20 protein-coding genes are annotated in these 19,652 nt (G+C 67.7%); 7 read left to right on the plus strand and 13 right to left on the minus strand.

All coding sequences use genetic code 11. The annotated features are described in order from the left end of the window. The first annotated feature begins 25 nt into the window (after positions 1-25). Entirely contained in the window at positions 26-439 is a 414-nt protein-coding gene (locus tag HPC46_RS10965; protein WP_005144381.1) for a F420-dependent biliverdin reductase, read from the plus strand. Here HPC46_RS10965 and HPC46_RS10970 read toward each other — a convergent pair. Beyond that, a complete protein-coding gene (locus HPC46_RS10970; protein WP_179469645.1) occupies positions 436-1,560 on the minus strand; it encodes a M24 family metallopeptidase in 1,125 nt (374 codons plus the stop codon). The two genes, HPC46_RS10965 and HPC46_RS10970, sit on opposite strands and share 4 nt — an antisense overlap. A 35-nt stretch (positions 1,561-1,595) precedes the next feature. On the opposite strand from HPC46_RS10970, the gene HPC46_RS10975 reads away from it, so the two are divergent. After that, positions 1,596-2,447: a hypothetical protein gene (locus HPC46_RS10975; protein ID WP_179469647.1), complete on the plus strand. Its 852-nt coding sequence runs from the start codon at positions 1,596-1,598 to the stop codon at positions 2,445-2,447. Here the strand turns inward: HPC46_RS10975 and HPC46_RS10980 are convergent. Beyond that, complete coding sequence (locus HPC46_RS10980; protein WP_179469649.1) at positions 2,432-2,824, minus strand: VOC family protein; 393 nt, start codon at positions 2,822-2,824, stop codon at positions 2,432-2,434. The genes HPC46_RS10975 and HPC46_RS10980 overlap by 16 nt on opposite strands. 29 nt (positions 2,825-2,853) lie before the next feature. Between HPC46_RS10980 and HPC46_RS10985 the strand changes: the two genes are divergently transcribed. After that, positions 2,854-3,804 carry a 5'-3' exonuclease gene (locus HPC46_RS10985; RefSeq protein ID WP_179469651.1) on the plus strand — a complete coding sequence of 317 codons (951 nt, stop codon included), beginning with the start codon at positions 2,854-2,856 and terminating at the stop codon, positions 3,802-3,804. Between the two features lie 76 nt (positions 3,805-3,880). On the opposite strand, the gene HPC46_RS10990 is transcribed toward HPC46_RS10985, so the two are convergent. The 7 genes from HPC46_RS10990 to pafA form a co-directional block, all read right to left on the minus strand. Next, positions 3,881-4,681: a DUF4333 domain-containing protein gene (locus HPC46_RS10990; RefSeq protein WP_179469653.1), complete on the minus strand. Its 801-nt coding sequence runs from the start codon at positions 4,679-4,681 to the stop codon at positions 3,881-3,883. Between the two features lie 56 nt (positions 4,682-4,737). Then, positions 4,738-7,500 (minus strand): DEAD/DEAH box helicase, encoded by a 2,763-nt coding sequence (locus HPC46_RS10995; RefSeq protein ID WP_179469655.1) that lies wholly within the window; start codon positions 7,498-7,500, stop codon positions 4,738-4,740. Further along, positions 7,484-8,419, minus strand: a complete 936-nt coding sequence (gene tatC, locus HPC46_RS11000; RefSeq protein ID WP_179469657.1) for a twin-arginine translocase subunit TatC — start codon at positions 8,417-8,419, stop codon at positions 7,484-7,486. Before tatC ends, HPC46_RS10995 begins: the two co-directional genes overlap by 17 nt. Positions 8,420-8,464: 45 nt before the next feature. Continuing rightward, positions 8,465-8,728, minus strand: a complete 264-nt coding sequence (gene tatA / locus HPC46_RS11005) for a Sec-independent protein translocase subunit TatA (protein ID WP_036345393.1) — start codon at positions 8,726-8,728, stop codon at positions 8,465-8,467. A 65-nt stretch (positions 8,729-8,793) separates the two neighbouring features. Beyond that, positions 8,794-9,765, minus strand: coding sequence for a helix-turn-helix transcriptional regulator (locus HPC46_RS11010; RefSeq protein ID WP_179469659.1), 972 nt, complete (start codon positions 9,763-9,765; stop codon positions 8,794-8,796). Next, complete coding sequence (locus HPC46_RS11015) at positions 9,762-10,751, minus strand: helix-turn-helix transcriptional regulator (RefSeq protein WP_179469661.1); 990 nt, start codon at positions 10,749-10,751, stop codon at positions 9,762-9,764. Before HPC46_RS11015 ends, HPC46_RS11010 begins: the two co-directional genes overlap by 4 nt. A 48-nt stretch (positions 10,752-10,799) precedes the next feature. Next, positions 10,800-12,158, minus strand: coding sequence for a Pup--protein ligase (gene pafA / locus HPC46_RS11020; protein ID WP_133692560.1), 1,359 nt, complete (start codon positions 12,156-12,158; stop codon positions 10,800-10,802). 116 nt (positions 12,159-12,274) lie between these two features. On the opposite strand from pafA, the gene HPC46_RS11025 reads away from it, so the two are divergent. From HPC46_RS11025 to HPC46_RS11040, 4 genes are all read left to right on the plus strand, one after another. After that, positions 12,275-12,547, plus strand: a complete 273-nt coding sequence (locus HPC46_RS11025; RefSeq protein ID WP_179469663.1) for a DUF7162 family protein — start codon at positions 12,275-12,277, stop codon at positions 12,545-12,547. Continuing rightward, complete coding sequence (locus HPC46_RS11030) at positions 12,544-14,256, plus strand: alpha/beta hydrolase (RefSeq protein ID WP_179469665.1); 1,713 nt, start codon at positions 12,544-12,546, stop codon at positions 14,254-14,256. Before HPC46_RS11025 ends, HPC46_RS11030 begins: the two co-directional genes overlap by 4 nt. Before the next feature lie 113 nt (positions 14,257-14,369). Beyond that, entirely contained in the window at positions 14,370-16,148 is a 1,779-nt protein-coding gene (locus HPC46_RS11035) for an LGFP repeat-containing protein (RefSeq protein ID WP_179469667.1), read from the plus strand. A 27-nt stretch (positions 16,149-16,175) separates the two neighbouring features. Continuing rightward, positions 16,176-16,796, plus strand: a complete 621-nt coding sequence (locus tag HPC46_RS11040) for a hypothetical protein (RefSeq protein WP_179469669.1) — start codon at positions 16,176-16,178, stop codon at positions 16,794-16,796. A gap of 2 nt (positions 16,797-16,798) precedes the next feature. Here HPC46_RS11040 and HPC46_RS11045 read toward each other — a convergent pair whose 3' ends face one another. From HPC46_RS11045 to HPC46_RS11060, 4 genes are read right to left on the minus strand one after another with little or no spacing between them, the layout of a single operon-like run. Beyond that, the gene (locus tag HPC46_RS11045) at positions 16,799-17,782 is read right to left on the minus strand and encodes an NAD-dependent epimerase/dehydratase family protein (RefSeq protein WP_218894024.1); all 984 of its coding nucleotides are present in this window, start codon (positions 17,780-17,782) and stop codon (positions 16,799-16,801) included. Next, complete coding sequence (prcA, locus tag HPC46_RS11050) at positions 17,779-18,546, minus strand: proteasome subunit alpha (RefSeq protein WP_179469671.1); 768 nt, start codon at positions 18,544-18,546, stop codon at positions 17,779-17,781. The genes HPC46_RS11045 and prcA overlap by 4 nt, the downstream gene beginning before the upstream one ends. Then, entirely contained in the window at positions 18,547-19,425 is an 879-nt protein-coding gene (gene prcB / locus HPC46_RS11055) for a proteasome subunit beta (protein WP_179469673.1), read from the minus strand. It abuts the gene before it with no gap. Beyond that, positions 19,422-19,616, minus strand: a complete 195-nt coding sequence (locus HPC46_RS11060) for a ubiquitin-like protein Pup (RefSeq protein WP_005144398.1) — start codon at positions 19,614-19,616, stop codon at positions 19,422-19,424. Before HPC46_RS11060 ends, prcB begins: the two co-directional genes overlap by 4 nt. Positions 19,617-19,652: the final 36 nt, after the last annotated feature.

Below are 19,652 nucleotides of genomic sequence, written 5' to 3' on the forward strand. Positions count from 1 at the left end.
ATCCACTGCGCTAGGTTGGACTCCGATGGGCAACTCAACGACCCGGCTGACCAGCGATGCACTGGCCTTCCTCACCGAACGCCACCTGGCGATGCTGACGACCTTGCGCTCGGACAACTCACCACACGTGGTGGCTGTCGGTTTCACCTTCGATCCCAAGACCCACATCGCCCGGGTCATCACCAGTGACGGCTCGCAGAAGGCCATCAACGCCGACCGGGACGGAGCCGTCGGCGTGCTCTCCCAGGTCGACGGCGCCCGATGGCTGTCGCTGGAGGGTCAGGCCAGTGTCAATCGGGATCCCGCCGCCGTCCGCGACGCCGAACTGCGCTACGCCCAGCGCTACCGCACCCCGCGCGTCAATCCCAAGCGTGTGGTCATCGAAGTACACGTGACCCGGGTGCTCGGGTCCTCGGACCTGCTGGACCGCAAGGCTTAGACGGGAACCACCGTCAGTTCGTGCGGGCCGTTGTTGACGGCCAGCGCACCGTCGGCGGTGACGATCACAATGTCCTCGATGCGGGCGCCCCACCGGCCCGGGAAGTAGACGCCCGGCTCGACGGAGAACGCCATGCCCTCGGTCAGCGTCAGGTCGTTGCCCGCCACGATGTAGGGCTCCTCGTGCACGGACAGTCCGATGCCGTGGCCGGTGCGATGCACGAAATACTCGGCCAGTCCGGCGTCGGCCAGGACGTCGCGCGCCGCGGCGTCGACCTGTTCGGCGGTCACGCCGGGGCGCACCGCCGCGACCGCCGCGGCCTGCGCACGCTGCAGAACCGCGTACTGTTCGGCGATTTCGGTGCTCGGCTCCCCGAGGCTGTAGGTGCGGGTGCAATCGGAGTTGTAGCCGGGCGCATACGGCCCGCCGATGTCGACGACGACGATATCGCCGGCCTGCAGCACCCGATCGGAATGTTCGTGGTGCGGGTCCGCACCGTGCGGGCCGGAGCCGACGATGATGAACGCCACCGCCGAATGCCCCTCGGCCACAATGGCTTTGGCGATATCGTCGGCGACGTCGGCTTCGGTGCGGCCGGGGACGAGGAATTCGGGCACCCGCGCGTGCACCCGGTCGATCGCCGCACCGGCCTTGCGCAGCGCGTCGATCTCGGCGGGATCCTTGATCATCCGCAGCGAGCGCAACACGTCGGTCGCCAGTATCGGCACCGAGCCAAGCATCTCGGCCAGCGGCAGCAGGTGCAGCGCCGGCATCGAGTCCGTCACAGCGACCTGCGCATGCCCGCCGAGGGCCGCGCCCACCAGCTGGTAGGGATTCTCGCCGTCCACCCAGTCCTGCACGGGCAACCCCAGCTCGACGACCGCGGATTCCTTCAGTGCGGCCAGTTCCAGGCGCGGCACCACCATGATCGGCTGACCGGATGCCGGAACCACCAGCGCGGTCAGCCGCTCGAACGTCTGGGCCGCCGAGCCGACGAGGTAGCGCAGGTCATAGCCGGGGGTGATGACCAAGCCCGCCAGCCCGGCGTCGGCTGCCGCGGCTGCCGCGGCAGCGAGCCGGCGGGCGTAGACATCGCTGCTGAATCGGTCGGCAGTGCTCATGCCAGCCAGGCTAGCTGCAGGCATACGATGACGCGATGCTGCGCGACATCCGTGAGCTCGCCGACGATCCCGCGGCGTATGCCGCCGAACTCAACCGCCGGTGGGGTGGCCTGCTCAGCTATCGCTACCTGGGCCGCAGCTACTCGTCGATGGACATCGGCGCCCAGGACACCGTCGATGTCCGCCACGACATGCGCAATCCGACAGGCGGGCTGTACCTGGCGGTGCTGGGCATCGTCTCACCGGACAGCGGGCTGGTGTCCGACCGCGAGGCGGTGCCCAACCCGGTGGTGATCTCCATCCAGGTCCTCGACCCCGGCCGCGATGTACGCCGCATCGAGATCCAATCCGAAGACCTCAAGCGCGGCAGGCAGATGTCCTACAGCCGGTCCCGGATCGTCGACGCGGACAACCCCTCGCGCGTGCTGGCGCTCAACGAGGGCCAGGGCGTCAGCATCGGTGTTCCGCCCGAGGGGCTGGAGAGGATGGAGCTCAACCCGATCGAGGTCGTCGACTCCCCCGACCTGCCTCCGTTGTGGCAGGTGTTCGGTGCCGCCCGCCGGCCCGACGGCGTCTGGGCACTGCCCGAGCTGTCGGTCGAGGTGGCGTCTCCGGATGCCGCGCTGCACATCGGTCCGCAGTTCGTGGTGCTGGAAACCGCCGCCCTCGATGCCGCAGCCACCGTGACAGGCACCGACCGCCTGCAGGGACTCAGCTCGCACGTGATGTTCCTGGCGCGCGGCAAAGTCGGGCCGTTCCGGGTGGACGTGGAGCCGATCCGCGGCGCCGGCGGGACCGTCGGGGTGCGCGCCACGATGTACGACGAGGGCGCCGGCGACAAGGCCATCACCGCCGCCTCGTACGTGTTCGCTTACGAGCGCGGATAACTCGCGATCTCGACGAGATTGCCCTCGGGATCACGGCAGTAGCACGACGTCATCGGGCCCAGCGCACCGGTTTTGGGGACAGGCCCCTCGGTGATCGTCACGCCGGCGTCACTCAGCGCCGTCGCGACGTCGTCGGGCGATGCCGTGGTGATGAAACACAGGTCCACCGCGCCGGGCGAATCCACCGCTGCGGTGGGCCAGTCCGGCGCACCGGTTGGGCGCAGATTGAGCTTCTGAGCGCCGAATCGCAACGCCACCCGGCCGCCGGAGAACACCTCGCGACGCATGCCCAGCACGCGGACGTACCAGTCGGCGACGGCGTCGACGTCACGACAGTTGAGCACCACGTGGTCGATCCGCTCGATGGCGAACGACATACGCCAACGCTACTGGCAGGATGGCTGACATGTCTGCACCGGTGTTGCTGCTCGACGGCGCCAGCATGTGGTTTCGCTCCTTCTTCGGCGTTCCGTCGTCGATCACCGCTCCCGACGGCAGGCAGGTCAATGCCGTGCGCGGGTTCCTCGACAGCGTGGCCACACTGATCACCCGCGAGCGGCCGTCCCGGCTGGTGGTCTGCCTGGATCTGGACTGGCGCCCGCAGTTCCGGGTCGACGCGATCCCGTCGTACAAAGCGCACCGCGTCGCAGAGGAAATGCCCAGCGGTGAAACGGATTTGGAAGAGACTCCGGACGAGCTGAGCCATCAGGTGGACATGATCATGGAGCTGCTCGACGCGTTCGGGATCACCACCGCCGGCGCGGAAGGCTACGAGGCCGACGACGTGCTGGGCACTCTGGCCACGGCCGAAAAGCGGGATCCCGTGGTCGTTGTCAGCGGTGACCGCGACCTGCTGCAACTGGTCGGCGACGACCCGGTGGCGGTGCGGGTGCTGTATCTGGGCCGTGGCCTCTCGAACGCGACGATGTTCGGGCCGGCCGAGGTCGCCGAGAAATACGGCGTGCCGGTGCATCGGGCCGGGACCGCATACGCCGAACTGGCTCTGCTGCGCGGTGATCCGTCCGACGGGCTGCCCGGAGTGCCGGGCGTCGGGGAGAAGACCGCGGCCACGCTGCTCGCCCAATACGGCTCGCTGGACGACATCCTGACTGCTGCTCACGACCCGAAGTCGAAGCTGTCCAAGGCTTTTCGCGCGAAGCTGCTGGCCGCTACCGACTACATCGAGGCGGCCGGGCCGGTGGTGCTGGTGGCCCGCGATGCGCCCGTGACACTCTCGAAGGCCGACGACCGGCTTCCGCTGGCGGCCGCCGACCCCGCCCGTGTCGCCGACCTGGCGCACGCCTACGGCGTCAGCTCGTCGATCGGTCGCCTGCAGAAGGCACTGGACGGGCTCTAACTAACTGCGAGCGTGCGTGTCGGTACACCGACACGCCGCCGGGGCGGGCATTTCGCGCACGCTCGCCGCCCAGCGGCTACTTGGGCCGGCCGACCTCGTAGGTACCCTTGTCATCCTGGAACGTCACCGTCACCTGGCGCTTGGTGCCGTCGATGCTCACCTCGCAGGTGAAGGTGTCACCCTTCTTCACCGTCGGGTTGGCGCCGTTGTTGCACTTGACGTCCTTGACGTTCTTGGCGCCGTAGCCGTTGGTCTCGTCGGTGAGGATCTGCTGCACACCCACCTGGGCCTTGGCGATGTCGAGCTTGGTCGTGACGAAGAAGCCGGGCTTCCAGAAGCCCATCACCAGCACGACGGCCACGACGATCGCGGCCAGCACGCCGATGACGGTGAAGATGACTGCCGAGGACTTCTTGGCCCCCTCGCCGCCGTCCATCTGCGGGTAGGTGCTGTACTGGCCGGGCTGGTTGGGGTCGCCCGGCTGCTGCGGGTACTGGCCCGGCTGCTGCGGATACTGACCGGTCTGCGGGTATTGGCCGTACTGCGGCTGACCGTATTGGGGCGGCTGACCGTATTGGCCCGGCTGCCCGTAGGCGGCCGGGTTGTATTCGGTCGGCGCCTGGTACGGCGGTTGCTGTGGGTAGCCCTGCGCCGGTTGCTGGCCGTACTGCGGGTACTGCGGCTGGGTGTAGGCGGGCGGCTGCCACGCCGGAGGCTCGCTGGTGGGCTGCTGCCCCCAGGCGGGAGTCTCCGGGGCCGGGGTTTCCGGCGGTTGCCAGGCGGGCGTGGGCTGCTCGGAGCCGGGGGCGGGCTGATCCTGACCCTGTGCGGGCTGGCCCTGCCAGGGATTGGGGTCAGATCCCTGCGGTCCGCTCATCGTCTCTCCTTGATCTGGTAGCGATTCGCCGCTCCCACCGTAGCGTTTGCATCACCCTACCCGCCATCAACAGCGACGACGCCGCGCCGGATGTCGTCGATGGCACGTTTCGCAGTGCTGCGCAGGCCCGCTTCCGGCCCGGCATTGCGCACCTGGTCGAGCAGATCGAGCACCTGACGACACCACCGGACGAAATCGCCCGCGGGTAGCGGTGTGCCGCCACCGGCAACATCGGAAGCCGCCAGCGCGGCGGCCAGGTCGCCGGTCGTCGCCCACCGGTACACCGCGGCGACGAATCCCTCGTCGGGCTCGCGCGTCGGCGAGATCCGGTGCCGGCTCTCGTCGGCGCGCAACTGCCCGGACAGTCTCCGCGTCTCGACGAGGGCGCGCCGCACGTTCGGGGTCGGCATCTCGATCGCGTGTGCCGGGGTCGGGCCGTCACTGCCCCGGGTCTCGAACACCATCGCCGAGAGCACCGCGGCCAGCTCGGCCGGGGCCAGCCCCTTCCAGATCCCCGTGCGCAGGCATTCGGCGACCAAGAGATCGCTCTCGCTGTAGATCCGCGCCAGCAGCCGCCCGTCGGCCGTCACCCGCGGCTGTCCGTCTCGTTGCTCGATGAACCCACGCTCGGAGAGCAGCCCGACGATCCGGTCGAACCTGCGCGCCAGCGAATTGGTTGCGGCGCTGACCTTCTTGCGGATCTGCTCGTTGTCCCGCTCCATCCGCAGATAACGCTCACCGATGCGCACCTTGGCCTCTCGGTCGGGCAGTCCGTGCGCCGAATGCTTGCGCATCGCGACGCGCAGCGCCGCCAATTCCGGGTCGATATCGGCGGTTTCGTCGCTCTCACCGCGCCGACGACGGGCCGAGGGAACCGTCAGCCCAACCGCCGCCGACCGCAGCGCCGACGCCAAGTCCCGGCGCACTCGCGGCTGGCGATGCTCGACCCGCTTGGGCAGCGACATCGACCCGAGCGGTGCCGCCGCCCCGGTGAAATCGGCCGAGGAAACCCTTCCGGCCCAATGGTGTTCGGTCAGCACCAGCGGGCGCGGATCGGATTCTTCGTGGGCGGCTTCGAGCACGACCGCCAACCCGCCGCGGCGACCCTGGGTGATGTTGATGATGTCGCCCTTACGAAGCGCGCTCAGTGCCTCAGCGGTCGCCTGCCTGCGTTGCAGGCGCGAGGCCCGGGACTGCGCACGCTCCCGCTCGCTGATCTTGGCGCGCAGCCGTACGTAGTCGAGGATCGGCGGTTCGCGGTCAGGGTTGGCGCGGCGATCCCAGCCCAGTTCGGCGGCGATCTCGCCCAGCATCTTCTCCCCCCGCTCGACACCGCGGACCAGCCCCACGACCGACCGGTCGGCCTGATACTGCGCGAACGACCGCTCCAACAGCGCATGCGCCTGCTCAGGGCCCATCTGGTTCACCAGGTTGATCGTCATGTTGTACGACGGCGCGAACGAGCTCTTCAGCGGGAACGTGCGGGTCGACGCCAGCCCGGCGACCTCCGCGGGTTCGACGTCTGGGTGCCACAACACGACGGCATGACCCTCGACGTCGATACCGCGCCGCCCCGCGCGCCCGGTCAGTTGGGTGTACTCCCCCGGCGTCAGCGGCATGTGCTGTTCGCCGTTGAACTTGACCAGCTTCTCCAACACGACGGTGCGGGCCGGCATGTTGATGCCCAGCGCCAGCGTCTCGGTCGCGAAGACGGCCTTCACCAGGCCGGCGGTGAACAACTCCTCGACGGTGTGCCGGAACACCGGCAGCATTCCCGCGTGGTGGGCGGCCAGTCCCCGCAGCAGCCCCTCCCGCCATTCGTAGTAGTCGAGCACCACCAGGTCGGAATCGGCGAGATCGCCACAGCGCCGGTCGATCACCTCGGCGATCCGCTTGCGCTCCTCGTCGTCGGTCAGCTTCAGCGGGCTGCGCAGGCACTGCTTGACCGCCGCGTCGCAGCCTGCACGCGAGAAGATGAACGTGATGGCCGGAAGCAGCCCTTCACGGTCGAGCGAGGCAATCACGTCGGGCCGCGACGGCGGGCGGTACAGGCCCGACCGGCCGCCGGGGCGGCCCGGGCCGCGGCGGCGCGGCTCCCAGTCGGTGAGGCGTTCGGCCTCGCGCCGATGGGCGATGTGCCGGATCAGGTCGGGGTCGACGAGGTGTTGCTTTCCCTCGCGGTCATAGTCGAACAGGTCGAACAGCCGCTTGCCCACCAACACGTGCTGCCACAACGGAACCGGCCGGTGTTCGTCGACGACGACGGTGGTGTCACCGCGCACGGTCTGGATCCAGCCGCCGAACTCCTCGGCATTGCTCACCGTCGCGGACAAGCTGACCAGCCGCACGTCCTCGGGCAGATGCAGGATCACTTCCTCCCACACCGCGCCCCGCATCCGGTCGGCCAGGAAGTGCACCTCGTCCATCACGACATGCGAAAGTCCGTGCAAAGCATCAGATCCGGCGTACAGCATGTTGCGCAGCACCTCGGTGGTCATCACCACCACGGGCGCGTCGCCGTTCACCGACTGGTCGCCGGTCAGCAGACCGATGTTCTCCGCGCCGTAGCGGCGCACCAGATCGTTGTGCTTCTGATTGCTCAGCGCCTTGATCGGCGTGGTGTAGAAGCACTTTCGGCCCGCCGCAAGCGCGAGGTGCACCGCGAACTCACCGACGACGGTCTTGCCCGCGCCGGTCGGTGCACACACCAGCACGCCATGGCCACGCTCGAGGGCCTCACACGCCTGCCGTTGGAACGGGTCGAGCCGAAACGTCAGCAGCTCGCTGAACTGCTGAAGCTGGCTAGGTGATGTCGTCATGCTGTGCCGCGAACGTGACCGGGGCGGTAACCGGAGCCGGCGCCTCGATAGGTGCGGCCTGGTCGTCGGGAATCTCGGCTTGCGCCTCCCGCTTGGCTTTTCGCCGGTCGTGCAGTCGGGCGATCTGGATCGCGAACTCGAGCAGCAGCGTCAGCGCCAAACCGAGTGCGAGCATCGAGAACGGGTCGGAGCCGGGCGTGGCGAACGCGGCAAAGACGAATACCCCGAAGATCAGGCCGCGGCGCCACGCCTTGAGCTTGGCGTACGGCAGCACGCCGATCAGGTTCAACATGATGATCAGCAGCGGGAATTCGAAGCTGACGCCGAAGATCAGCAGGAGGTTGATCAGGAAGCCGAAGTACTGGTCGCCCGACAGCGCGGTGACCTGAACGTCGCTGCCGACCGTCAGCAGGAAGTGCAAGGCCTTGGAGAGCACGAAGTAGGCCAGCACGGTGCCGGACACGAACAGCAGTGCGGCGAAGAAGACGAAGATCGACGCGAATCGGCGCTCGTTGCGATAGAGGCCGGGGGTGATGAACGCCCACAGCTGGTGCAGCCAGACGGGGCAGGCCAGCACGATACCGGCGGTCAGGCCGACCTTCAGCCGCAACATGAATTGGTCGAACGGCGCGGTCGCCAACAATCGGCAGCCACCGTCGGCGCTGATATCGGCGCGCGCCGACTGGGGCAGCGAACAGTAGGGCTCGCGCAGCCATTCACCGAGGCTCTCGATACCGAGGAAACCGTGGCTGTACCAGAGGAAGCCGACGATGGTCGTCAGCGCGACGGCGGCCAGCGAGATCAGCAGCCGGGTCCGCAGCTCCCGGATGTGGTCGACGAGGGACATGGTCCCGTCGGGATTGGTGCGGCTGCGGCGTTGTCGTGGATCCAGCCGCGACAGGATTTTAGGGGTGCGCACGGCAGCGTCTGACTACGGCGCACGAGCGCCTGGTCGTTGTGGGGTTCAGGCCGGTTTGGCGTCGGTGTGGCTCTGGGCCGGTGGTGTCACCGGTGCCTCGACGCGCTCGGACTGAACCTGGGTGGGCGGCTGCGCGGGCGTGACGGGAGTGTCCGCCTTGTGCTCGTTCTGCAGCTCCTTGACTTCGGACTTGAAGATGCGCATCGACTTGCCCAGCGAGCGGGCAGCGTCAGGCAACCTCTTCGACCCGAAGAGCAGCACGACCACCGCGATGAGAATCAGCCAGTGCCACGGTTGTAGAGCACCCAATTTGGTCACCTCCAGACGTTGGTTCGATGCTACCCCACCGGGCCCCTGACGAGCCGGGATGCAGGTCAGCCGGTCAGTTCAGCGTAGGCGGCCAACGCCGCCCGCGCGCGGGTGTGCACGCGCTCCACCAGCGATTGCGGCTCCAGCACCCGGACGTCGGCGCCGAATCCCAGCAGCACCCGTGCCATCCACTCCTCGGAGGCGTAGGTCATCACGGCCTTGTGGTGGCCGTCGGACAGCTCTTCGAGGATCCGCATCGGGTAGTACTCGAGCATCCACGACGCCGCCGGGGCAAGCAGCAGGGTCGCGGCAGGTAAGGCGGGGTCGGCGTCGAACAACGAGGTGTCCGGGCCGGCCTGGACGGCGGGCTCTGGCGGGACCGCGGCCTGGTCGAGCACGGTCGCCTCGACGATGCGGTCGAACCGGAACAGCCGCACCCCGTCGGCGTCGCGCGACCACGCGTGCAGGTAGCTGTGGTCGCCGACGAGGACCACCCGGATGGGGTCGACGACACGGCTCGACAGCGTGTCCCGGGAGGCCGAGTAGTACTCGATGCTCAGGGCGCGCCCGTCGCGCACCGCCGCGCGCACGGCCGCGGCAGTGTCGCTTTCGATGGGCGCCCGCTCCTCCACCGCGCCGACGGCGTGGGTGTGGTCATGGCTGACGGTGCCCGCCGCAGACTCGATCTTGGCGATCGCGCTCAAGGCCGCCTGCGGGTCGACGACACCGGGAATGTCGATGAGCGCGCGCAGCGCGACCAGAAGCCCGGTGGCTTCCGGCGACGTCAACCGCAGCGGTTCGTCCATGCCCGCCGAGAACGTCACCTTGATGGTGTCCCCGGAGAATTCGAAGTCGATCAGGTCGCCGGGCCCGTAGCCCGGCAGACCGCACATCCAGAGCTGGTCGAGGTCCTGCTGGAGTTGCTTGCGGCTCACGCCGAGGTCGGCGGCGGCCTCCTCATAAGTGATGCTCGGGTTCGCCTTGAGGTACGGCACCATGTTCAGCAGCCGCACCAGCCGGGTCGACACGGGAGTCATGCGCGATCCCCCGCCTGCGCCTTGAGCCGGGCGATCACGTCGTCGCGCAATGCGGCCGGTTCCAGGACAAGGGCATCGGCTCCGTAGCCCGCGACTTCGCGGGCGAGCCGGTCGCGGGTGCCGATGTCGAGTTCGATCACCTCACCGGGGCGTCCGCCGATGCTGCGCGGTCCGAAGACTTTTCCGTTGCGACGCAACGACATCGCCTTGCCATCGGCAACCCACACCGAGGCCTGCACCCCGCTGGGGGCTTCACCGATCGCCCGGTCGACGATCGCCCGCAGGTCGACCCCGGCGGGTCTGGTGACAGATCCTGGCGCGCCGACGGTCTTGATGTCGGCACCGATGCGGGACAGCCGAAATGTCCTGGTGGCGTTGCGGTCCCGGTCGTGGCCCACCAGATACCAGCGGCCCCGGTCGGTGATCACGCCCCACGGTTCCACGGTGCGCACGGTGTAGGGGTCGGTCGGCAGCGACCGGTGCCGGAACTGCACAGGTTGGCCGGAGTCGATGGCCGACAACAGGTTTCCCAGCACGTCTTCGGATCCACGCAGACCTGGCGGCCCCGACGCGGTGGTGATCGCGACGGCGGCATCGGGATCGACGTCGACGCCGGCCGCCCGCAATTTCAGCAGCGCACCCTGGGTCGCCGTGATCAACTCCGGGGACTCCCACAGCTGGGTGGCGATGGCGACGGCACCTGCCTCCTCATTCGTCAGCTCGATATCGGGCAGCGCGTAGGTGTCCCGGTTGATCCGGTAACCCTCGGTGGGATCGAAGGTCGACACCCGTCCGGTCTCCAGCGGGATACCGAGATCGCGGAGCTCGTTCTTGTCCCGTTCGAACATCCGGGAGAACGCCTCGTCGCTGGGGCTGTCGGCATACCCGGCGACGCTGGCACGGATGCGATCGGCGGTGATGAAGCCATGGGTGGACAGCAGCGCGATGACGAGGTTCATCAACCGCTCTACTTTGGATGTCGCCACTCGGAAAACCTTAGCGGGAAACGGTGCGCCGCCCCTGCGGCGCGCTCGTCACATGCTGGCGATGAGTCGCTTCACCCGCTCGTCGACCGAGCGGAACGGGTCCTTGCACAGCACCGTGCGCTGAGCCTGGTCGTTGAGCTTGAGATGCACCCAGTCGACGGTGAAATCCCGGCCCGCCTCCTGGGCGGCGCTGATGAACTCACCGCGCAACTTGGCCCGCGTGGTCTGCGGCGGGGTGTCGACGGCGGCCTCGATCTCCTCATCGGTGGTGATCCTGGTCGCCAGGCCCTTGCGCTGCAGCAGGTCGAACACACCGCGGCCGCGCTTGATGTCGTGGTAGGCCAGGTCGAGCTGGCTGATCTTGGGGTCGGACAGCTCCATGCTGTAGCGGTCCTGGTAGCGCTGGAACAGCTTGCGTTTGATCACCCAGTCGATCTCGGTGTCCACCTTCGCGAAGTCCTGGCTCTCGACGGCGTCGAGCTGGCGGCCCCACAAGTCGACGACCTGGTCGATCTGGGTGTTGGGCTCGCGGGTCTGCAGGTATTCGACCGCGCGGGCGTAGTACTCGCGCTGGATGTCCAGGGCGCTGGCCTGCCGCCCACCGGCCAGCCGCACCGGCCGCCGGCCGGTCAGGTCGTGGCTGACCTCGCGGATGGCGCGGATCGGGTTGTCCAGCGAGAAATCGCGGAACGCCACCCCGGCCTCGATCATCTCCAGTACCAGCGAGGCGGTGCCGACCTTGAGCATGGTGGTGGATTCGCACATGTTGGAGTCACCGACGATCACGTGCAGCCGGCGGTACTTCTCGGCATCGGCGTGCGGTTCGTCGCGGGTATTGATGATGGGCCGGGACCGGGTCGTCGCGCTGGAGACCCCTTCCCAGATGTGCTCGGCGCGCTGCGACAGGCAGAATGTGGCGGCCTTGGGGGTCTGCAACACCTTGCCGGCACCGCAGATCAGCTGGCGGGTGACCAGGAACGGCAACAGCACGTCGGAAATCCGGGAGAACTCGCCCGCGCGCACGATCAGGTAGTTCTCGTGGCAGCCGTAGGAGTTCCCGGCCGAATCGGTGTTGTTCTTGAACAGGTAGATGTCGCCGCCGATGCCCTCGTCGGCGAGGCGCTGTTCGGCGTCGATGAGCAGGTCTTCCAGCACCCGCTCACCGGCGCGGTCGTGAGTGACCAGCTGCGCCAGGTTGTCGCACTCGGCGGTGGCGTACTCCGGGTGGCTGCCCACGTCGAGGTACAACCGCGCACCGTTGCGCAGGAACACGTTCGAGCTGCGGCCCCACGACACCACCCGGCGGAACAGGTACCGGGCGACCTCGTCCGGACTGAGCCGACGATGGCCGTGGAACGTGCAGGTGACACCGAATTCGGTTTCGATGCCCATGATTCTCCGCTGCACGACACCGAGCCTACTGGTTCGTTTGCACTCACGGTGCGCAAGCGGTCCGCGAAACACGTTCGCAACCCCTGTGGATCGCGGAGACAAGCCGGGCGCCGGGCATGCCAGCATGAGCCGTGCCCGAGCCGGTCGCCGTCGATCCCACCACGCTCAGTGCGCTCGTGAGCCGTCTGACCCGCACCACTGACGACCTTTGCGCGATTCCGATTCGTGGCGTCGACGCATTGCCCGGCTCTGCGCTGGGCGGTGTGACGTTGCCCCAGCGTGTCACCGCTGAAGTGCGCCGACTCGGCGCAGCGGTACAGGACTGGGTTTGCTCGGCGTGCCGGTCGGTCGACGAACTCGCCGCCGCGGACGACACCGCCGCCGAACGACTGCAGCCGCGGTGACCCGTCCGGGTATCGCCCAGGTGCTCATCTGGCGGCCCGAGGCGCTGACCGAACTGGCCGACGAGTGGGTCAGTGCCGCAAGCCGGTTACAGGCCCAGGCCGCCACCGTCGACGACGTGATCGCCGGCACCCCGGGCGTGTTCACCGGGTCGGCCGCGGGCGCGGCCCGGCATGCCATCGGCCCCACCGCCGCGGGGTTGCGCCGGATGTGCCAAGCGCTGATCCTGGCGGCCGCCGAGGCACGCGATGGCGCCGAGGTGATCGGCCGGGCCCGAAATCGGGTGCTGGCCGTGCTCGCCGATGCTCGCGACGAAGACTGCCAGGTCGCCGACGACGGAACCGTGCGGCCACCCCCCGCACCGTCACCGCTGCTGGTGGCATGCAGCGGCGGATCCGACTCGGCGGCCCGGGAACTGCTCGCCGTGCGCGCGGCCGAGCTGACCAGCGCACTGCAGGGCGCGCTACGTGCACTCGGTGCGGCCGACGCCGACGCCGCCGTGGCGATCGACGCGGCGTTCGACGCCGCGTCGGCGGAGCCCGCTGCGGTCCGGCCGGCCGCGGCCGCCGGCGACCCGGTCGCCGACTGGCCGCGGATGAGCCAGGACAGCATCGCCGCACAGATCGCGGCGATGCCGCAAGCCGAACGACAACGACTGGTCGAACAGAGGCCCGCCGACGTCGGCAACACCGATGGAGTTCCCTGGCAGCTCCGTATCGCGGCCAACCGGATCAACATCGCCAACGCGATCCTCGATACGCACCGCACCCTCGATGCCCCAGAAGAGGTGAAGTTGCGCGCCGCCGTCGCCTCCACACTGGACCCCGCAGACGCCGAACGGCTTTGGGCCACACTGCATGTCGATCCCGTTCTGAGAGCCGCTGCCATCTCCGCCCACGACCACGAGGCCCAGCGCCGCGTCGAGTACTACCAGACACTGCTCGCCGACGTCCCCGATCCGCTGGACCGTGATCGCAGGGTGCCGCGGCAGATTCTGGCGTTCGATCCCGACCGGCAATCCCTCATCGAGTTGTCCGGCGACCTCGGCCGGGCCCGCGCACTGGCGGTGCTCGTCCCCGGCCTCAACACCACATTCGACGGCTCGGCCGACGATGTCGCCACCGCACGGCGGTTCGTCGCCGGGTCCGGTGGCGACATGGCGATGATCAGCTATCTGGGTGGGCGCTTCCCCACCGGCCCGTTGCCCGCCGGCGTCGCCGACGCCGCCGACCCTCGCTACGCGCTGCAGATGGCGCCTCGGCTGGTGGCATTCAGCGAGGACGTCGAACGGCAGGCGGGGACGAGACCGGTGACCTACCTCGGCCATTCCTACGGTGGCTCGATCCTGGGCACGGCGGAGAACTTCGGCCTGACCGCCGACCGGGTGGTCTACGTAGAGGCCGCCGGAGCCGGTGTGGGCGTGCACGATCCGTCGGACTGGCACAACCGCAACCCCGCGGTGATGAGGTTCTCGATGACCGCACCCGGTGATCCGATCGCCTTGGTGCAGGGCATCCCATTCGGTCCGCACGGTGCCGACCCGGATCTGATGCCCGGTGTGCTGCAACTGGAAACCGGGCGCCGCCTGACCGGCGCGCCGATGGCCGGCCCCTCGGCGCACAGTGACGTCCTGAACGAACCATCCGACGCCTGGCACAACATCCTCGCGGTGATCACCGGCGACCGTGAGCACATTCGGGTGACCGAGTAGCGCAGGAGGAACTACTCGACGGCACCGGAGTTGATTCGAGTAGCCGGTTACTCTGTCCGCCCACGTGAGTCTCCAACCATCATCGACTGGTCTGGTTGACAAGGGAGACTACGATGACCGCAGATACCGATAGCACCGTCCGATACGGAACATGTTGGGCCAGAAACGATCTCAATGATGACACCCCAGGAGACGATAGCCGCCCGCGCCTGACGCGCACCGCGGTCGCGGCACTGCTCGAGGGCAAAGGGGACGTCGTGGCCGGCCTGCTGTCGATGCCGCTGCGCACGATCCGACGCGATGCCCGGGGGTCGGATCTCATCAAGAGTTTGGACAACATCGACACCGCCTTCTACGACGTTCTCGCTCCCGTCCTCGACGGTTCGCCGGAACTCAAGCAGCATTTCACTCAGTGGATACGCGACGCCAGCCAACTGGCCGCCCAGGCAATCCATGAACAGGGCAGCACGGTCACAGCGGCCCGACTCATCGACGACGGCACCGCGCTGGCCAACGACCTCATTGCCGCGACTCACGACGATGCGCTCGCCGCCGCGCTCGGTGAAGTGGTGCGGCTCGGCGATCAGCTCCGTGAAGTCCCCGCCTCTGAATTGCGCACGCGCCTGGCAACTTTGCGCGACTTCAAGGATCCGGTCGTGATCCAAGGCGGCGCAGGCTCCGACCACATCGACCTGCACGCCGGGGTCGGGTTGCTGAACTCGCCTCCGTGGCTGCGCGCCGACAGCCTGAAGACGGCCATCGACGTGGGCAGCCTGCTTCAGGAGGCGGCTCGCCAAGCGGAAGCCGAGAAACAGATCACGCAGAAAGCCGCGGCTATCGGGGCCGGCGCCCCGAAGAGCTCGCTACGGGTGGCCGGAGACGGCTACCTGATCCGATATGCGGACTACTACATCTACTTCAGCGAAAAGACCGGGGCCCACGAGATTCACGGGGACATCCTGGCCAAGTACAAGGCCAACAACGGCGTTGCGCAGCTTGGCTTGCCGACCACGGACGAGACCGGCACGCCGGACGGAATCGGTCGCTACAACCACTTCGAGAAGGGTTCGATCTACTGGACGCCGGACACGGGTCCGATGTTCGTCACCGGCATGGTCCGAGCGAGGTGGGCGGCGGCCGGCTGGGAAAACGGACCACTCGGCTATCCCGTCGCCGACACCTATCACGTCCCTGGCCTTTATCCGCCGGACAATCCAAAGGTGGCCTGGTCGCTGTTCCAGAACGGCGCAATCGTCCAGACCAAGGACGGTGTGAAAGAGGCTGGAACGGCCAACCTTTCACCCGAACGACTGCGGATCATGCTTCGCAAGTTCGTCGACGACGGTCTGCACAGGGCCGGTCAGAGCTTGGGCCTGCATCCCCAGACCGAGATCACCGCGGTCTCGCGGTGGAGTTACGGATTCTGGTCCTCGTCGCCGAGATTGGTGACGATCGCACTGCACGGATTCCGAGACAACGGATTGCTTCCCGACACCGATTTCGACATCACGATGCGGATCCGTTTCAGTCTGGTCTGGCTGCCCGCGTTCACGGCACCAGCATCGAAAACGCTTGTCGCAGCCCTAGACTGGCACAAAGTGAGCGCGAGCGGTGTCGCCAGCGAGAGGATCGCGACAGGCGTCTACAACGGGATCGCAGCCTCATTCTGGCGCGGCGGCGCCGACCCGGTGCACCCGGAGGTGCCGGACGGAGCGATCTTCATCGCCGGCATTCCGACGGGCATCGACCAGACGGGCGACGGCAACGTCGACGTCGTCGATGTCCTGACCACCGCGCAGGGGGGCTTGCAGGTTTTGGTCAACCCACTGCCCCCGGTCTTCGGTGAATTCCGCCGCCAGCAGGCGCAACGGGCCATCGACAATCTCGGCTAGCCACACCAATCGGAAAGGGGGCTTGAAATGCCCATCGAACAAACACCTATCGGCACCTGCGTCGGCGGCGAACTGAATGGAATGAGGGTCTACGATTTTGCGGACGTCGCGTCCTGCCAACACGCGGGTGGCGAAGTCTCCCCTGTCACAAGCGGCCCGCCACCCCGGGTCATGCATTCGCTGTTCAGCGAGCACGTCTCGTCTGCCGGTACACCATCCGAGGAGGCAGCAGAAGTCAACCTCCTCTACTTTCCGCTCTGCAACCTCCACCGCCGGTTCCCGAACTCGCCGATCGCGAGTACACTCGACGCTCTGGATGTCGATGCAGGCCGGGACATCACCGGGATCCTGAAGGAAGACAAGGCGCTGCGTACCAGGGCGCTCCGGTTCGTGTTGGACGTGGCGTACGTCGTGGCGAAGGCGTCGGCCCTGGAGGCCACCGCCGGCACCACTCCGACGCCGCCCATCCCTGCCGAACTGGTGGCCACCGGCCGGGAATTGGCCGACATCCTGGCCTCGCGCGTCGACGATCAGGGCCTGGCCGACACCTTCGTCACACTCATCGACCGAAGCGCCGACCTCGACGGCGCGAACGTGCTGGACATCATCCGCCTCCTCGCGGAAGACCGACGAGCAGCCGCCAGCTGACGTTACCGGCCGCGGGCCTGCTCGATGAAAAACCTTGCGGCTCTGCGGATCGACTCCTCGACGGGGGCCGGCTTCCAGCCCAGCTCGCGTTCGGCCTTGCTGTGGTCCAGCGGCGACATCAGTTCCGCCATCCGCAGTCCGGCCACCGCGAAGGGCAGGTCCCGACGCAGGAGCCGGGACGCCAGATCGTTGGCGTGCGCGCCGGCGTAGAGCAGCGGCAACGGAATCTTGATGCGCGGCCGGGCGACTCCGACCGCATCGGCGGCGATCTCGTGTACCTCGCGAGTGCTCAGGTAGCGATCGGAGATGATGTAGCGCTCCCCCACCCGGCCATGCTCGGCCGCGAGAAGCATTGCGCGCGCGGCATCTTCGATCCCAACCACCTCGGAAGAGAAGTCGAGGTAGAACGGGAACCGGCCGGATGCGACCTGTGCGATCATCGAGCCGTGGGGTGTCGGCTGCCAGTCACCGGGCCCGTAGGTGGTCGAGATGCACATCGCGACGGCCGGCAACCCTTTGTCCCGCGCGTAGCTTAGGACAAGGTCCTCGGCCTGCACCCTGGCCTCGATGTACGGCCCGCCGCCGGTCCAGTTGTGCTGGTCCTCTTCAGTGATCGGCGTACCGTCGCTGATCGCCAATGTGCCTGTGGTGCTGGTGAAGACGAACTTCCTCAGGTCTGCCTCGACGGCGGCGTCGAGTACATGCCGCAGACCTTCGACGTTCGTGCGGAACAGGGGTGCGGGATCCCGCAGCCACATCCGGGCATCGACCACGCAGTAGTAGACGACATCGCAGCCGCTCATCGCGGCGCGCAGGGCATCGTCGTCGAAAATGTCGCCGTAGTGCCGTTGGACATCGAGGTCGTCGATGCCTGCGGTCGAGCTGGTCTTGCGGACCATCACCCGCACATCGGCACCGCTGGCAACCAGCCGGCGCGTCACATGCGAGCCGAGGAACCCGCTGGCGCCAATGACGAGCTGGGTCAGGAGTTTTCCTCCGCGGGAGGCGCATCGGCCGGCGCGCTCTCTGCCTTCGGCAGCAGCGCTTCCAGCGCCGAGCCGGTGATCCGCCGGAACGCCCGGCGCGGCCGCTTGGCGTCCAGAATGGCCACCTCGAGTGTGGCGGGGCCGAGCACCCGAGGCTCGGCGGGCGGCGTACTGCTGCCGCTGCCGTTGATACCGGCACGCAGCGCCTCGAGCGCGATCCCGACCGCATCACCGAGCGCGGCGTTCTCGGAGTAGGACTCCTTGAGCGCGGTGATGATCGGTTCGGTGGTGCCGCCCATCACGACGAAGTGCGGTTCGTCGGCGATCGAGCCGTCATAGGTGATGCGGTACAGCTCGGGGGCTTTCGCCTCGCCGTAGTGCGCCACCTCGGCCACACACAGCTCCACCTCGTACGGCTTGGCCTGCTCGGTGAAGATCGTGCCGAGCGTCTGCGCGTACACGTTGGCCAGCTGACGGCCGGTCACGTCGCGGCGGTCGTAGGCATAGCCGCGGGTGTCGGCGAACTGGATGCCACCCCGGCGCAGGTTGTCGAACTCGTTGAAGCGGCCCACCGCGGCGAAGCCCACCCGGTCGTAGAGCTCACTGATCTTCTGCAGTGACCGCGACGGGTTCTCGGCGACGAACAACACACCGGAGTCATAGGCGAGCACAACGACACTGCGGCCCCGGGCAATACCCTTACGCGCGAGCTCCGAACGCTCACGCATCGCCTGCTCAGGCGAGATGAAATATGGGAAGCTCACTTAGTCCACCCGCGGTGCTTCGTTGCCGGGACCGTTACCGGGCCCGAATGTGTTTGTTCTGGACCGCTTTTCGATCACCTCGCGCGCCAGCGCCGAGATCCGCGCCTCGGGCACGTCGGCCGCACCTTCGGCCCCGATGGTGACAGCGGTCGGGAAGATGCCACGCACCAAGTCCGGACCGCCGGTCGCGGAATCGTCGTCGGCGGCGTCGTAGAGCGCCTCGACCGCCGCCCGCAGCGCCGAATCAGCATCGCTGACACCGGAATACAGCTTCTTGATCGACGACTTCGCGAAGATCGAGCCGGAGCCGACCGATTGATAGCCCTCTTCCTCGATGTTCCAGCCGCCTGCGGCGTCGAACGAGACAATGCGGCCGGCCCCCTCGGCGTTCGGATCGTCGAGGTCGTAGCCCACCAGTAGCGGCAGCGCGACGAATCCCTGCAGTGCCGCACCGAGATTGCCGCGCACCATGGTCGAGAGCCGGTTCACCTTGCCGGGGAACGTCAGCGGGACGCCCTCGACCTTCTCGTAGTGCTCGAGTTCGACGGCGTAGAGCCGGGCGAACTCGACGGCGATGGCCGCGGTACCGGCGATGCCGGTGGCCGTGTAGTCGTCGGTGATGTACACCTTCTGCACGTCGCGGCCGGCGATCATATTGCCTTGCGTCGAGCGGCGATCACCGGCGATCAGCACGCCGCCCGGATACTTCAGCGCGACGATCGTGGTGCCGTGCGGCAGCGCATCACCGGGCAGCGCTGCGCTGGTCCCGGTCGGGGTCGGCAGCAGCTGCGGGGCTTCGCGCCGCAGGAAATCGGAAAACGAAGAAAGATCCGTCAGAGGTGAACTAGTGGCCAAGCGATCAGAAAACGGCCAGGTCACTGTCCGCCCTTTTGAACATATGCACGCACGAAGTCCTCGGCGTTCTCCTCGAGGACATCATCGATCTCGTCCAGCAGATCGTCGGTCTCCTCGGCGAGCTTGTCGCGACGCTCCTGCCCGGCGGCACCGTTGCCAGAGAGGTCGTCGTCCTCGCCGCCACCGCCACCACGCTTGGTCTGCTCTTGAGCCATCGCTGCCTCCTGCTCGTTATCGGCGACTATGTCGTG

Source organism: Mycolicibacterium vinylchloridicum (genome assembly GCF_013404075.1).
Lineage (GTDB): Bacteria > Actinomycetota > Actinomycetes > Mycobacteriales > Mycobacteriaceae > Mycobacterium > Mycobacterium vinylchloridicum.